Origin of the sequence: Streptomyces sp. PA03-5A, from assembly GCF_033792725.1 — a bacterium.
In the GTDB taxonomy this organism is placed as follows: domain Bacteria; phylum Actinomycetota; class Actinomycetes; order Streptomycetales; family Streptomycetaceae; genus Actinacidiphila.
In genome coordinates, this window is sequence record NZ_JARAVL010000023.1 from 1 (window position 1) to 14,830 (window position 14,830).

Sequence of the window (14,830 nt, forward strand, 5' to 3'; positions counted from 1 at the left end):
TGCCCTTCCAGGGCGGCCCACTCGGCGACGTCGAAGGGCCAGCGCGTGTCGGCATAGGCGATGACGACGTGGCGGCCGTCCTGCCGGACGGTGTGCTGCGAGTCACCTGGCGTCGGCTGGCACCCCCACGACCTTCGCTGAGCAGCTCAACGACAAAGCCCTCAAGCGAGCCGGGACCGGCAGCCCGTAACTGCTCAGCCTGCAACAGCGACCAGGTCGTCGGTTGGCCAGGGATGTGACGCCGGTGGGTTTCCGTCGGGGTGGTCGTGGATCCATTCCAGGCTGCCGAGGTCCAGGCGAGTGCGTGCGCGGGTGACGGCAACGTAGGCAAGGCGGGCGTCGGCGTCGTCGATCGGCCCAGGCACAGGGTTTCCGTGCTCGTCCTTCTCGTCGCTGTCCTTGGGCGGGTAGAAGTCGTCGGCAATCTCGACCTGGGGGCATTCGCGGCCCTTGGATTTGTGCGCGGTGGAGATCGTCACCTGGGCGTCCTCCTCGCGGACGAGACGGTTGACCGCGGCCAGGACGGCGCCTGTGCCGTGGTGGTCGACGAGGTCGACCAGGGGCTGCGGGTCACTGCCGGCGGGGTCGTGCTCGGCGTAGTCCTGCAGCTGGCCCCAAGAAGTGAACAGCACCAGCTCCGGATGGGAGGTCCGGCGCCCGTCCTGCAGCCGCCATCAGGTACGTACTGAGCGTAGGACAGCGGAGCACTGCTACCAGAACCACGCGTTCGGCATGCTCATCACACAGGGCAGGCCCAGGCGGGGGCTGATCAGGCTCGGGAGTACCGACCAAGGTCTTGGACATGTGCGCCTCACAGATGGGCGGAGAACGGACTCGACAGCTACGAATGAGGCTGCTGGAGCGGCAGCGTCGACCGCAGCGGGACGCCGGTGGCCGCGCCTTCAGGCAGAGCGGCGGTTCCTAGGGATCGGGGAGCCGGTCGCGGACGTAATGGCGGTGGCGCGCCGGGTCGAAGGGCTCCCAGTCGGTGCGCGTGTGGTCCGCGGCGGCGTCATTGCCGGCGTGCGTCCACGAGCTCCAGCCGCCACATACCTGGCACAGCCCCGGTGTCCAGGACCGGCAGGCAGCAGCGACGGCGGGCGCGGGTCCGGGCCATACACTGCAGGTCCTCGACAGGACCGGGAGCCAGATAGCGCGCGCCGATGATGCGCACGACCGGCCGGACAGGCGCATCCGGCGCGGCCTGGGCTGGCTGCTCGGACCGGGGTGTGAAGAGGCCCGCATCTTGCAGGCGGCGGGAGTTCAGCGCGAGGGCCCGGCACATCTCCTCCAGCAGCGGGCTGCGGTTGGCCGCCGCACCGGCCGGGCACAGGGCGTGATGCCGCACCCGGCACCACGCGCTCCCGTCATGGGAAGCATGCGCGACACGCGTGCACGGCTGGCTGCTCATCACGCTCCGGAGGTGGCCCCGTAGGATGCCGTGCATCATTCGCGCAGTAGCGTTCGACGTCGGTGAGACCCTGATCCGAGACGACCGCAGCTGGGCTTCCTGGGCGGACTGGCTGGGAGTACCCGGCACACCATGTCCGCCCTTGTCGGATCCGTCGTAGCTCAAGGACGCGACAATGCCGACGCTCTGCGACTGGTGCGGCCCGGTCTGGAGGTTTCCGTCGAGTACGCGGCGCGGGAGCGCGCCGGTTACGGGGAACAGCTCGACGAACATGACCTATACGAGGATGTCCGCCCAGCCCTGTCCAGGCTTCTGGAGGCCGGGTTCCGAGTCATTATCGCGGGCAATCAGACCCGCGGAGCCGGCGAGTTGTTGCGTGCGCTCGACTTGCCCTCAGGCGTCATCGCGACGAGCGGCGACTGGGGTGTGGCTAAGCCCGAGGCCGCCTTCTTCGAGCGCCTCGTCGAGGCGGCCGACAGCACCCCTGAAGAGATCGTGTACGTCGGCGATCACCCCGCCAACGATGTCTTCCCAGTCCGTGCAGCCGGGTTGCGGGCAGCACACCTTCGACGCGGCCCGTGGGGATATCTGTGGGCCGACAGTCCAGAAGTTGTCGCGGCGGCGGATTGACGTATCAACTCCCTTACAGAGCTGGTCGATATGCTGACCCGCAGCCCACTGTCCGTCCTGCACCATCTGCAGCACGTCGAACGCGACGCGCGACACTGGCGCAGCCGAGCCGTTCTGTGGCACCTGGGCCAGTGGCCCTCTGAGCGCACGCCGCGTAGTCGCAGGCGACGACCGATCGAGCCCTGCCACACTGGCTGTGGGCGCAGTCCCGGACGACGAGGTTGCCCATGGTGGTCACGATCGATGTCGTTCACCGGGCCTGCCGGCTCGCTCGTCCGTGCCGTTATCGAAGTCGATCGCCGAGGCCGTCCAGCACCTTGAGGCGCAGCGAACACCCCGAGCCCAGAGCAGGTGCCGGCATGCCGGATAGCCGACGACGTATCCGGCATCCACGAGGCCAGCCTCGTCACCGGGCGCGTCATGAACCTGTCGGCGATTGGCATGAAGTGGGTTGGGTTCTCTGTCTTGGAGGTGCGGTGGCTGCCGTTCCCAGTGGCGGAGCACGGGCGGAGATTTGCCTGCCCTCCGGGTGGAGGGCAGGCGGGTCAGACCTCGACCGTCATCCGGCTGGACACAGGGTGGGCGTCGTGCAACCCGAGTCGTTCGGTCGGCACCTTGTGGGTCTCGCGGGCGGTGAGGGCGGCGAGCACCGGGGGTACGCAGAGGGCGGCGGTGAACAGGGCGACAGCGCCCCAGTCGTCGCCGTCGGGGCCGGCGATCTTGGCGGCGAAGGTGACCGCGAACCCCGCGATGGCGAAGCCGATCTGGGTTCCGATCGCCATGCCCGACAGGCGCACGCGGGTGGGGAACATCTCGCCGTAGAAGGACGGCCACACGCCGTTGGCGGCACTGTAGACGACACCGAAGGCGAGCACGCCGAAGAGCACGACTAGCGGGTACGAGCCGGTGGAGATGGCCCACAGGTAGGCGGCCATCATCACGGCGCTGCCGGCCGCGCCGGCCAGGTAGACGGGACGCCGGCCGACGCGGTCCGAGAGGTGGGCCCACAGCGGGATGGCGCCGAGGGCTACGAGATTGGCCAGGGCGCCGACCCACAGCATGTCGGAGCGGTCCAGGCCCACGGCGTCACCGGTCGCGTAGGCCAGCGCCCACACGGTGAAGATGGTGCTCACGGAGGCGACGAGGGCACCGGCGATCACCCGCAGGACGTTCGCCCAGTGGTCGCGGAGCAGGACGAGCAGCGGCAGCTTGGCGACGCCCTCTGCCGCCGCGGCCTGCTGCACGAAGGCGGGGGTCTCCTCGACGTCGCGGCGGATGAACCAGCCGACGACGGCGACCGCGACGCTCAGCCAGAACGGTATCCGCCAGCCCCAGGTCAGGAGTTGGTCCTCGGGCAGGGAGGCGACGGGGATGAAGACGAGGGTGGCGAGGAGCTGTCCGGCCTGGGTGCCGTTGAGGGTGAAGCTGGTGAAGTAGCCGCGGCGGTGCGGCGGTGCGTGTTCCAGCGTCATCGAGTTGGCGCTGGCCTGCTCCCCGGCGGCGGAGATCCCCTGCAGGACGCGGAGCAGGACGAGGAGCACCGGGGCCGCGCCGCCGATCTGCGCACGCGTGGGCAGGCAGCCGATGAGGAAGGTCGACAGGCCCATCAGCAGCAGCGTGAAGAGCATGATCCGCTTGCGTCCTAGGCGGTCCCCGAAGTGACCGAGGAAGAGCGCGCCGAAGGGGCGGGCGGCGTAGGCGACTCCGAACGTGGCGAGTGACAGCAGGGTCGCAGTGGCCGGGTCGGACTCGTCGAAGAAGACCTTCGGGAAGATCAGCGCGGCGGCGCTGCCGTAGATGAAGAAGTCGTAGTACTCCAGCGCGCTGCCGATCCAGGCCGCGAGTGCGGCCTTGCGCGGCTGGCCCTGATGGGCTGCGGGGACGGTCACGGCGGGGCTCCTTCGGGAGGGACCGGCCGGGGCGCGGACGAAGACCCCGGCTAATTAACCCACTGGATAGTTAATAGCGGGTGGCTACGGATGTTGGGGCAGCCTCTCCCGGGTGTCAAGGGGTCGCGCAGGGACGATCAGCCGGCCGGCTGTTCCGCCGTCAGATAGGCGACCACCATGTCGCCGAGCATCGTCCGGTAGTGCTCCCGGCGGTCGGCGGCGACCAAGTCGCGGTCGAACAGTGCGCCGAAGGTGTGCCGGTTGGCGACCCGGAAGAAGCAGAAGGAGCTGATCATCGCGTGCAGGTCGACGGCGTCGATGTCGGCCGTGAACACACCGGACCTACGGCCGGCCGCCAGGATCCGGCGGAGCACGTCGATGGCGGGCGAACTGAGGGCGCTGAGCTGTTCCGAGGCGGCCATGTGCTCGGCCTCGTGGATGTTTTCGATGCTGACCAGCCGGATGAAGTCCGGGTGCGCCTCGTGGTGGTCGAAGGTGAGTTCGGCGAGCCTGCGGATGGCGGCCACCGGGGCGAGGTGGTCGACGTCGAGGTCCTGTTCGGCCTGCCGGATCACGGAGTACGCGCGCTCCAGCACGGCGGTGAACAACTGCTCCTTGCCGCCGAAGTAGTAGTAGATCATCCGCTTGGTGGTGCGGGTGCGGGCGGCGATCTCGTCGACCCGGGCGCCGGCGTAACCGGCGCGGGCGAACTCCTCGGTGGCCACGTCGAGGATCTCGGCCTGGGTGCGGGCGGCGTCGCGCGCGCGTCCGCCCGTCCGCGCCGGCTGTTCGGCAGTGGCCATCCGCTTCCTTCCCTCGGTCTTGTGTTCGCGATTGTAGGGGGCCACCAGACGGCCGGTCTTCCCACTGCCGCCCCCTCCTGATATTACTAACGAACCAGTCCGTACATTAGCGGGAAAGTAGGAGCCCCGGTGCCCCAAGACTCGTATCTCGTCGGCCTGATCGGCTCCGGCATCGGCCCCTCGCTTAGCCCCGCGCTCCACGAGCGCGAGGCGGACCGCCAGGGCCTGCGCCTGGTCTACCGGCTGCTCGACCTCGACGTGCTCGGCGTCCCGCCCTCCGCGGTCGGCCGCCTGGTAAGCGCCGCGCGGGACACCGGATATAACGGGCTGAACATCACCCACCCCTGCAAGCAGCTGGTCGTCGACCATCTCGACGCGGTGTCCCCGCAGGCCGAGGCGCTCGGCGCGGTGAATACCGTGGTGTTCGAGGACGGCCGCGCCACCGGCCACAACACCGACGTGACCGGCTTTGCGTCCTCCTTCGCGCGCGGCCTGCCCGACGCCGCCATGGAACGCGTCGTACAGCTCGGCGCGGGGGGAGCCGGCGCCGCCGTCGCCCATGCCCTGCTCACCCTCGGCACCGAACGCCTCACCGTCGTGGACGCGCTCGCCGACCGCGCGGCGGACCTCGCCGCCTCACTCAACCGGCACTTCGGCCACGGCCGTTCGGTCGCCGCCGCACCCGGCGCGCTGCCCGCGCTCATGCCCGGCGCCGACGGCCTGGTGCACGCCACCCCCACCGGCATGGCCGCCCACCCCGGACTGCCGCTCCCGGCACGGCTGCTGCGCCCGGCACTGTGGGTCGCCGAGGTGGTCTACCGGCCGTTGGAGACCGAACTGCTGCGCACCGCCCGCGCGCTGGGCTGCCTCACGCTCGACGGAGGCGGCATGGCGGTCTTCCAGGCCGCGGACGCCTTCCGGCTCTTCACCGGCCGCGAACCCGACAGCGCCCGGATGCTCGCTGACATCACGGACCTGACGGCCGGCACGGCAGACACCAGGAACTGAGAGACCCGGGACACCACAGGCACCCAGGAGAAGCCCCATGCGCACGTCCATCGCCACCGTCTCGCTCAGCGGCCCCCTCACCGAGAAGCTCAGCGCGGCCGCCCGCGCCGGATTCAACGGTGTGGAGATCTTCGAGAACGACCTGCTCGCCGCCCCTCTCTCCCCCGCAGAAATCCGGTCCCGCGCCGCCGACCTGGGCTTGTCCATCGACCTCTACCAGCCCATGCGCGACATCGAGGCGGTGCCCGAGGACACCTTCACCCGGAACCTGCGCCGCGCCGAGCACAAGTTCCAGCTCATGCGGCAGCTCGGCACCGACACGATCCTGGTCTGCTCCAGCGTCTCCCCGCTCGCCGCGGACGACGACGCGCTCGCCGCCGCCCAGTTGCGCAGGCTCGCGGAGTCGGCGCATGAGCACGGCATCAAGGTCGCCTACGAAGCCCTGGCGTGGGGACGTCACGTCAACACCTACGACCACGCCTGGCGCATCGTCCAGGCCGCCGATCACCCCGCGCTCGGCGTTTGCCTGGACAGCTTCCACATCCTGGCCAAAGGCTCCGACCCCCAGGGCATCGAGGACATCCCCGGCGGGAAGATCTTCTTCCTCCAGCTCGCGGACGCCCCGCTCATGGCGATGGACGCTCTCCAGTGGAGTCGCCACCACCGGTGCTTTCCCGGCCAGGGTGGCTTCGACATCCCCGGCCTGGTCGGGCACGTCCTGCGCGCGGGGTACCAGGGCCCGCTCTCCCTGGAGGTCTTCAACGACGTCTTCCGCCAGGCCGACGCGGGCCGCACCGCCGTCGACGCCCAGCGCTCACTGCGACTGCTGCAGGAGACCGTCGGCACCGCCTCCCCGCCCGCACCCCCAGCCCCCACAGGCGTGGCCTTCGCCGAACTCGTCACCCCCGACACGGAACCGGTCGCCGCACTGCTGGGCACGCTCGGCTTCACCCGTACCGCACGTCACCGCGGCAAACCCGTCGAACTGTGGCAGCAGGGCGAGGCCCGTATCCTGCTCAACACCGCCTCCGCGGCGGGCCGGGAGGGCCAGGGCCCCACGCTCGCCGCCATCGGCCTGGAGAGTCCCGACCCCGCCCGCGCCGCCGCGCGCGCCGAGGCCATGCTCGCTCCCGTCCTGCCGCGCCGCCGCGCCCCCGAGGACGCACCGCTCGACGCGGTGGCCGCGCCCGACGGCACCGAGTTGTTCTTCGCGGCCACCGACCCCGCTGGCACCCACGGCTGGCTCGCGGACTTCCCGCCGCTCGACGCAGTCGAGGACAAGGGCACAGGCATCCGGCGCATCGACCACCTCGCGCTGACACAGCCGTGGCACCGCTTCGACGAGGCCGCGCTCTTCCACCGCAGCGTCCTCAGCCTCCACCCGCAAGAAAGCATCGACGTCGCCGACCCCTACGGCCTGCTTCGCAGCCGCGCCGTCACCACCACGGACGGCACCGTCCGCATCGTGCTCAGCGTCGGGCCCACCCCCGCCGACGACCGCACCGCCCATGCCCAGCACATCGCCCTCGGCACGGACGACCTGCTCACCACGGCCCACCACATCCGCACCGCGGGCGGCCGCCTCCTGGCCGTCCCGGCGAACTACTACGACGACCTCGCGGCCCGCTTCGGCCTCTCCCCCGACGAACTGGCGACCTACCGCGAACTGGGCATCCTCTATGACCGCGACGCCCACGGCACCTTCCTGCACTGCTACACCGAAACGGTGGGACGCGTCTTCTTCGAGATCGTCCAACGCGGCGCCTACCGCGGCTACGGCGCCCCCAACGCCCCCATCCGTCTCGCCGCTCAACACGCGGGCCGCCTTCTCCCCCCGAGCTGACGCTGACGACTGCGCGCTGCCTACCCGTGAGGAAGTATCCGAATCCTTGTGTGCGGACTGGTGTTGGGCTCTTCGTCTGCCCCTGACCTGATGCAGCCGAGCGAGTTCGCTCCGCACATAACCATCGGACGGCGCTCGGGCGAGGGCATGCCTGGAAGATGGCGGGTCAAGTTGGAGGCATTGGCCGACCGAGAGTATCCCGCCCGGCGTGCATGAATAGCCGAAGCTTTTCTTGAGCGTCATTGAAGTGGACGTCGATTTGCTCATTCATCGACGCGGCAGCCCCTGATCCCAACCCTTCTGAAGAGGCGATCGTTTCATGCCTTTCCGCACAGTTCAATAGATCACGTAGGCTGGCAATACAGTCGTGGGATCTGTCAAACACCTCATCAGGCCCTTGCAGCCCCACGCCGTAGGAAGCCATCACGGCGTCTCTGTACGCCTTCCGTCCCGCCATCCGCAGGCCGGCTACGTACTCCGACTCAAGAGGCACTTGAACGCAAGCCCTGTGGTAGTCCAGGGCCGCTCCGCGCGCCATCAGAACCTTGCCGGCGAACTCCTGGTAGATCACCATTCTGTGATCTCTGCTCCACCGGTGGTGTTCCAGGCGGAGGTCAAGTTCCCGTTGGCCCGCTTGCCTGTGGGACTGCCGTTCTTCATGTCGTTCCAGAGCCTGCTGTTTCCCACGTTCCGAGCGGAGGGCGAGGAACCCGGTAAGACCACTGCCGATCAAGGTTCCGAGGATTCCTGTGAGTGAGAGAAGCAGCGAGTCCGCCATGCTTCATATCTGCGTCGGATGCCATGCCGTTATGCCTTCGCAGCTGCTCGGCAACGCGTCAGGGGAGGCCGGGGTCAGAAAGTTGGCCTGGTGGCCGATGGGCTGATGCTCTCCCTCTCAGATGTGTCCGTGACCTCTACCTTTCGGCAACGCTCGCGGAGGAGGACGTCGACGTCGGCAAGCATGCGGCCGGCACGGGGTTCCAGACCCGAGAGGAGACGAAGGCTGTCGGATGCCTGGAAGGCGGCCGTATGGCCGCCGTGCAGGACGCGGCAGCCCGCCTCGCAGGCCGCGCGCAGTAGCGCTGTCGCCTGTGTGTGGTGCGCCGGTTCGGCCACCCACAGGCTCGGGCGAAGCGGCCCCTTGTGCCAGGTGACAGCGGGATCGGCATTCGCAGGCTCGGCGTTGACCACGCCGTCGGCACGGGCAAGGGCGCCGGCGAGGTCATCGGGGCGAGCTGCCGCGGCGCGCTCATTGCCGAAGTCCTGGTTGAGCTTGCGGGTGAGCGCGATGGCACGCGCGGGGTCGCTGTCGACGACGGTGAGCTGGTCCGTGCCGAGCGTCAGCAGGGCGTGGGCAGCGGCTGCGCCGGTCCGTCCGGCGCCAAACTGGACGATGCGGCGGGTTGATGCTTCGGGCAGGCCACGGGAGAAGGACTTCGCGAAGCCGGTGACTTCGGTGTTGTGGCCGATGGTGCGGCCGCCCCGGTAGACGACGATGTTGGCGGCGCCAAGACGGCGGGCTTCGGGAGCGAGTTCGTCGAGGTGCTCTATCACCAACTCCTGGAAAGGGCCGTCGATGTCGAGGCCCGCGAAGCCGAGAGGGTGTGCGGCCTTGAGGAGGTCTCCGACATTCTCGCCGTTTGGGTCATAAGGGTCAAGGGTGACGCCGGCGCACAACATGTGCTGACCGTGCCGGGCGGCCTCGCGGGCGCACAGGGCAGAGGTGAGTGACGGGCGCGTGCCGGAGCCGACCACTGCGATGAGAAGACAGGTGGGAAGGGGCACGGGGTCACCATCCTGATGCTGGGCGATCGGGACAGTCGGCAGCGCAGGGTGGCCGGGGGATCCGGCGTCCCGGTGGCGGATCCGTAGGGATGCGGACGGGCTGCAAGCTCGGCCGGTGGGACAGGAGCAAGTTAACGCACTAGATAGTTAATAACGTTGACAGCGATCGTCGGCGCTCCAGCGTCCGGCGTCAAGGTGTGTTCGGGAAACAACCGCTTTCAGTCCCGGCCCGATCAGCTGGCGCCGCACTCACCAACCGGCTCAGGCGGGATGCGGGAGTGAGCCCTTGGCCAGATAGGCGACCACCATGTCGCCGATCATGGCGCGGTACTTCGTGCGCAGCGCCGGATCGGTCATGTCCCGGCCGAAGATCGTGCCGAAGGTGTGCCGGTTCCCCACACGGAAGAAGCAGAACGAACTGATCATCATGTGGACGTCCAGGGCGCCCACGTCGGCTGTGAACACGCCCGCCGCTCGACCGGTCTCCAGTATCCGGGCCGTCACCTCCACTGCCCGGGCATTGGCTGCTGATGCCGATGCCGAAATGGTGATGTGTGCCGCCTCGTGGACGTTCTCGATGCTCACGAGCCGGATGAAGTCCGGATGAGCCTCATGATGATCGAAGGTCAGCTCGGCGAGACGGCGGATGGCCGCGGCCGGCTCCAGGTGCTCAAGGTCCTGGGCTTGCTCTGCTTGGCGGATCTGCGCGTACGCCTGTTCCAGGACTGTGGTGAAGAGGCGTTCCTTGCTGCCGAAGTAGTAGTAGATCATCCGCTTGGTGGTGCATGTCCGGGCGGCGATCTCGTCCATGCGGGCGCCGGCGTATCCGTTGCGGGCGAATTCCTCGCGGGCTACGGAGAGGATCTCCGCTCTGGTGCGCTGGGCGTCGCGCTGGCGCCTGTCGGGCGGCGACGGTTGCGTGGCCGAAGGGGAACCGTTCTTCGGTTCGTGCATGGAAGCTCTCGTCATCACTGTGCCGGAAGCCGGCCCTGGGTCTTGCTGCTCTCCTCGAGGATGAGCTGGTCGAGGTGGCGCAGCATCCGGTCGGTGTCTGCGTCCATGCCGGTGAACAGGCGGAAGGCGTCGACAGCTTGGTGGACGACCATGTGCCCTCCGTGCATGGTGCGGCAGCCACGCTCTTGAGCTGCTGTGAGCAGAGGGGTCTGCAAGGGCCGGTAGACGATGTCGGCGACCCACAGGTCGGCGGTGAGGAGTTCTTCGGGCAGGGGCACACCTGGGTGGGCGGCCATTCCGGTGGGGGTGGCGTGGACCAGGCCGTCTGCCTGTGTGAGGACGTCTGCAACGTCGTGGGGCGGGTGTGCGGTGATGATGCGGTGTGGTCCGTGGTGTGTGGTGAGCCTGGCGACAAGGTGCTGGGCGCGGGGCAGGTGGGTGTCGATGACGGCCAGGCTGGTGGTGCCGACGCTCAGCAGTGCGTGCGCAACGGCGGCTCCGGCGCCGCCGGCGCCGATGAGGACGACACGTTCGGGGTTGGCGTCGGGAAGGGCGGTGGCGTAGGCCTTTGCGAAGCCCGCACTGTCGGTGTTGTGGCCGGTGCTCTTGTCGCCCTCGAAGACGACGGTGTTCACGGCTCCGATGGCGCGGGCTTCGTCGGACAGAGCGTCCAGTGCGGTTACGGCGAGCTGTTTGCAGGGGTGCGTGATGTTCAGCCCCTGATAGCCGTCCGTGTGGGCGCGGGCGATGAGGGTGCTGACTGCTTCCGGCGGTAGCCCGAGGGTATCAATGTCGAACAGCTGGTAGGTGAGGTGCAGGCCCGCCGCCCGGGCTTCGGTCTCGTGCAGGCGGCGGCTGAAGGAGGGGCCGATGCCGGCGCCGATGAGGCCGGTGCGGATGGTGTGGTCGGTCATGACGGCCTTCCCGGACGCCGAGGTGCAGGGCGGAATCGGCTGGGGCCACATCTGGCGGTGGCGACGGTGGCGTAGGGACCCGAGTGGAGTTCCCTCCCGGTCGCGTGGGCTGAGACCGCGCGGCCGGGAGGGAGGCTGGGAGTCACAGGCCGAGGTAGATCTGCCGGACCTGGCTGTCGTGACGGAGGTCGTCCGAGGTGCCGGTCATGGCGACCGTGCCGCTCTCCATGACCAGGCAGTGGCTGGTGACTCCGAAGGTGAGTTTCGCGTTCTGTTCGACGAGCAGAAGGCTCAGGCCCTCCCCGCGGAGCCGGATGAGTACGTCGAGGATGTCTTCGATGAGTTTGGGTGACAGGCCCATCGACGGTTCGTCCAGGAGGAGCAGCCTGGGGCGCGCCATGAGGGCGCGGCCGATGGCGAGCATCTGCTGCTGTCCGCCGGACAGTGCTCCGGCGAGCCTGCCGCGCATCTCCTTCAGTACGGGGAAGAGGTCGTACACCTCGGCCAGGGTGCTGTGGGTGTCGGCGTTCCAGGCGTGGCTGTAGGCGCCGAGCAGGAGGTTCTTCTCCACGGGCAGGCCTGGGAAGACGTGCCGGCCTTCGGGAACGTAGCCGATGCCGTGACGGACCATGTCCCGGGCTTTGACCTTTGACAGGTCCTGCTCGCCGAGGGTGAGCCGGCCGACTTTGCGGGGGACCAGTCCCATCAGTGCTTTGAGGGTGGAGGTCTTGCCTGCGCCGTTGGCGCCGATGACTCCGACGGATTCCCCGGGGCCGACGGTCAGGTCGACGGAGCGGACCGCGCATACGCCGCCGTAGTGCACGGTGAGGTCCTCGACGACCAGGGTGTCGGTCGAGAGCGAGGAGGGCGTGGTCACTGGGTCACCTCTGTGGGGGCCGGCGTGGGGAGGTCATCGCGCATGGAGTCGCCCAGATAGGCCTCGATCACTTCGGGGACGGCGACGACCTCGGCGGGGGTGCCTTCCGCGATGACTGCGCCTGCGGCCAGGACGGTGATGCGTTCGCACAGGGACATCACCAGCCCCATGTTGTGCTCGATGAGGATGACGGTGGTGCCGTGGTCGCGGATGGAGCGGACCATGCCGGCCAGATGGCCGACCTCTTCTCCGTTGAGGCCTGCGGCTGGTTCGTCCAGGAGGAGCAGGCGTGGCCGGGACGCCATGGCCCGGGCGATCTCGATACGGCGCTGGATGCCGTAGGGCAGGGCCTGGGGTGCCGCATCTGCGAACTCGGTCAGGCCGAATTGGTCGAGAAGCCGGTCGGCCTCGTGGCGGAAGCGGCGCTCTTGGCGGATGACGCCGATCGGCCACAGCAGGTACTGCCAGATCGCGTAGGTACGGGTGCGGTCGAGCGCGACGAGGATGTTCTCGCGCACGCTCATCTGGCGGAAGAGGCGAAGGTTCTGGAAGGTCCGGGCCATGCCGAGCAGGGACAGCCGGTAGGGGCGGGCGTTGGTGATGCTCTGGCCGCTGCACAGGACGGAGCCTGAGCCGGGGCGGTAGACACCGCTGATGGTGTTGAACAGGGTGGTCTTGCCCGAGCCGTTGGGGCCGACGACGCCGCGGATCTCACCGGCGCCGACGGTGAGGCTGACGTCGTTGAGAGCGGTCAGGGCCCCGAAGCGCTTGGTGATGTGCCGTACTTCCAGGATCGGTGCCTGTTCGGACGCTTCTTCGCTGGGCGCAGTGGGCTCCCCCGCGGGATAGGGGGTGAAGGGCCGCAGGACGCTGCGCCGCTGATCCCCTCCCCTGCGGCGGCGGATCACGCCCTGCAGTCGCTGCGGGATGCCGGCGAGGCCAGTGGGGGCGAAGACCACCATGGCGACGACGACCACGCCATAGCCGAGCTGGGCGTAGGTCGCGAAGTCCACCAGGGCCTCGCGGACCAGGATGAGTCCGACCGCACCGACGGCGCATCCGATCAGGCTGTACCGGCCGCCGATGATGACCATGGCGAGGAGCAGGAACATGTTGGAGATGCTGAACGTCTCGGGCGCCACGTAGCGGATGAGCCCCGCGTAGAGGATGCCGGCCAGTCCGCCGTAGACGCTGGCCAGCATGAAGGCCGTCATGCGGAGCAGGGGGATTTCGGCGCCCATGGAGCCGGCGGCCAGGGCGTCGTCGCGCATGGCGCGCAACCGGCGGCCCAGGCCGGTGCGGACGACGAAGGCGCCGAAGACCAGGGCCAGGGCGAAGACGACGATCTCCAGGTAGTAGTAGAGGTATTCGCTGGAGAGGTCGATCCCGAACAGGGGTGGGACGGGGATGCCGAGGATGCCGTCCGCCCCGCCGGTGATCTTGGCGTTGGTGATCCAGTTGGTGAAACCCAGCGCCAGACCCAGGGTGACGATGCCGAGGTAGTGGGACTGCATCCGCAGCGCCGGGATACCCACCAGGAGGCCGACGGCCATGGTGGCGAGCAGGCCGAGCACCGCGGCGGGCCAGAACCCGAAGCCGCTGTGGGTGGTGAGGATGGCGGTGGCGTAGGCGCCGACACCGAAGAAGGCGATCTGGGCGAGGTTGATCTGGCCGGAGATGCCCATGGCCAGCCCCATGCCGACGGCCAGGAGCGCGAAGACCATAGCGATGTCGACGACGTGGATGATGTAGCTGTTGAGGCCGTAGGGCAGGGCGTAGGCGGCGACTGCGAGCGCGGCGTACAGGGGCAGCCGTGTCTTGAGGGTCTTCATGCGCGGCTCACCGTCCGCTCTCCGAAGATCCCCATGGGCCGGACCATGATGACGAGGGTGAGGACGAGGAAGGTGACCAGGACGGAGTAGCCCTGGAAGTGTCCTGCGGTGTAGGAGTCCAGGACGCCGATGGCGAGGCCGCCGGCGACGGCTCCGGGGATGCTGCCGAAGCCGCCGAGCATGGCCCCGGCGAATCCCTTGATGCCCAGGGCTCCACCGAGGCTGGGGTCGACGTAGAGCATGGGGCCGACGAGGCCGCCTGCCAGGGCTGCCAGGCCGGCGCCGATGGCGAATGCCAGGGCGTTGCTGCGGCCGACGTGAATGCCTACGGCTGTGGCCGCCTCGTGGTCCATGGCGACTGCTTGCATGGCCACTCCCTGCTTGGTGCGCTGCAGGAACAGCACGAGCAGGGCGACGGATGCTGCGGTGACGGCGATGACGAGCAGGTCGTAGGTGCGTACCTTGACGCCGAGCAGTTCCAGGGGCGCTGACCTGAGGGGCGAGGGCACCGCACGGCCCGTCGTCCCCCAGATCAGTGTGGCGGCGGCCTGCAGGACGGTTCCGAAGCCGATCGTGCCGATCAGCATCAGGTCGAAGTCCTTGTTCTCCAGCGGGCGCAGGACCCGCTCGATGACCAGGCCGATGCCGCCGGTGACGGCGATGGACAGGATCAGCGCAAGGGCGAAGGGGACGTGCGCGGTGAGGTAGAAAGTGGAGGCCGCGTAGGCCCCGATCATCGCCACGTCGGCATGGGCGAAGTTGACGAGCCCCATGGTGCGGTAGACGACGGAGAATCCCATGGCTATCAGGGCGTAGATGGCCCCGAGGCTGATGCCTCCCATGAGGGTCTGCAAAGTGACTTGCACTGCTGGCTCCTGTGGTCG

12 protein-coding genes and 2 pseudogenes are annotated in these 14,830 nt (G+C 68.7%); 3 read left to right on the forward strand and 11 right to left on the reverse strand.

The genetic code is table 11. From position 1 onward, the window contains the following. Positions 1-194 precede the first annotated feature (194 nt). A pseudogene (locus tag PV410_RS26925) lies at positions 195-668 on the reverse strand (3'-5' exonuclease); the annotation flags it as partial. Positions 669-1,012: 344 nt separating this feature from the next. Then, the gene (locus PV410_RS26930; protein ID WP_500328206.1) at positions 1,013-1,411 is read right to left on the reverse strand and encodes a DUF6083 domain-containing protein; all 399 of its coding nucleotides are present in this window, start codon (positions 1,409-1,411) and stop codon (positions 1,013-1,015) included. Between the two features lie 25 nt (positions 1,412-1,436). On the opposite strand from PV410_RS26930, the pseudogene PV410_RS26935 reads away from it, so the two are divergent. Continuing rightward, positions 1,437-2,041 (forward strand): annotated as a pseudogene (locus PV410_RS26935) (HAD family hydrolase). Between the two features lie 545 nt (positions 2,042-2,586). Here PV410_RS26935 and PV410_RS26940 read toward each other — a convergent pair. Both PV410_RS26940 and PV410_RS26945 read right to left on the reverse strand, forming a co-directional pair. Continuing rightward, the gene (locus PV410_RS26940; RefSeq protein WP_500328208.1) at positions 2,587-3,930 is read right to left on the reverse strand and encodes an MFS transporter; all 1,344 of its coding nucleotides are present in this window, start codon (positions 3,928-3,930) and stop codon (positions 2,587-2,589) included. A 137-nt stretch (positions 3,931-4,067) separates the two neighbouring features. After that, positions 4,068-4,733, reverse strand: a complete 666-nt coding sequence (locus PV410_RS26945; protein WP_500328209.1) for a TetR family transcriptional regulator — start codon at positions 4,731-4,733, stop codon at positions 4,068-4,070. Between the two features lie 129 nt (positions 4,734-4,862). Between PV410_RS26945 and PV410_RS26950 the strand changes: the two genes are divergently transcribed. Continuing rightward, on the forward strand, positions 4,863-5,741 hold the full coding sequence (locus PV410_RS26950; protein ID WP_500328210.1) for a shikimate dehydrogenase: 879 nt from the start codon (positions 4,863-4,865) through the stop codon (positions 5,739-5,741). A 37-nt stretch (positions 5,742-5,778) separates the two neighbouring features. After that, positions 5,779-7,584, forward strand: a complete 1,806-nt coding sequence (locus tag PV410_RS26955; RefSeq protein ID WP_500328212.1) for a bifunctional sugar phosphate isomerase/epimerase/4-hydroxyphenylpyruvate dioxygenase family protein — start codon at positions 5,779-5,781, stop codon at positions 7,582-7,584. A 166-nt stretch (positions 7,585-7,750) separates the two neighbouring features. Here PV410_RS26955 and PV410_RS26960 read toward each other — a convergent pair whose 3' ends face one another. From PV410_RS26960 to PV410_RS26990, 7 genes are all read right to left on the reverse strand, one after another. Beyond that, on the reverse strand, positions 7,751-8,362 hold the full coding sequence (locus PV410_RS26960; RefSeq protein WP_500328213.1) for a hypothetical protein: 612 nt from the start codon (positions 8,360-8,362) through the stop codon (positions 7,751-7,753). Between the two features lie 74 nt (positions 8,363-8,436). Further along, the gene (locus PV410_RS26965) at positions 8,437-9,369 is read right to left on the reverse strand and encodes a shikimate dehydrogenase (protein ID WP_500328214.1); all 933 of its coding nucleotides are present in this window, start codon (positions 9,367-9,369) and stop codon (positions 8,437-8,439) included. Positions 9,370-9,630: 261 nt separating this feature from the next. Then, complete coding sequence (locus PV410_RS26970; RefSeq protein ID WP_500328215.1) at positions 9,631-10,323, reverse strand: TetR family transcriptional regulator; 693 nt, start codon at positions 10,321-10,323, stop codon at positions 9,631-9,633. 14 nt (positions 10,324-10,337) lie between these two features. Then, on the reverse strand, positions 10,338-11,237 hold the full coding sequence (locus PV410_RS26975) for a shikimate dehydrogenase (protein ID WP_500328216.1): 900 nt from the start codon (positions 11,235-11,237) through the stop codon (positions 10,338-10,340). 142 nt (positions 11,238-11,379) lie between these two features. Further along, a complete protein-coding gene (locus tag PV410_RS26980) occupies positions 11,380-12,114 on the reverse strand; it encodes an ABC transporter ATP-binding protein (RefSeq protein WP_500328217.1) in 735 nt (244 codons plus the stop codon). Then, positions 12,111-13,946: a branched-chain amino acid ABC transporter ATP-binding protein/permease gene (locus tag PV410_RS26985; RefSeq protein WP_500328218.1), complete on the reverse strand. Its 1,836-nt coding sequence runs from the start codon at positions 13,944-13,946 to the stop codon at positions 12,111-12,113. Before PV410_RS26985 ends, PV410_RS26980 begins: the two co-directional genes overlap by 4 nt. Continuing rightward, positions 13,943-14,812, reverse strand: a complete 870-nt coding sequence (locus PV410_RS26990) for a branched-chain amino acid ABC transporter permease (RefSeq protein WP_500328219.1) — start codon at positions 14,810-14,812, stop codon at positions 13,943-13,945. Before PV410_RS26990 ends, PV410_RS26985 begins: the two co-directional genes overlap by 4 nt. Positions 14,813-14,830 lie beyond the last annotated feature (18 nt).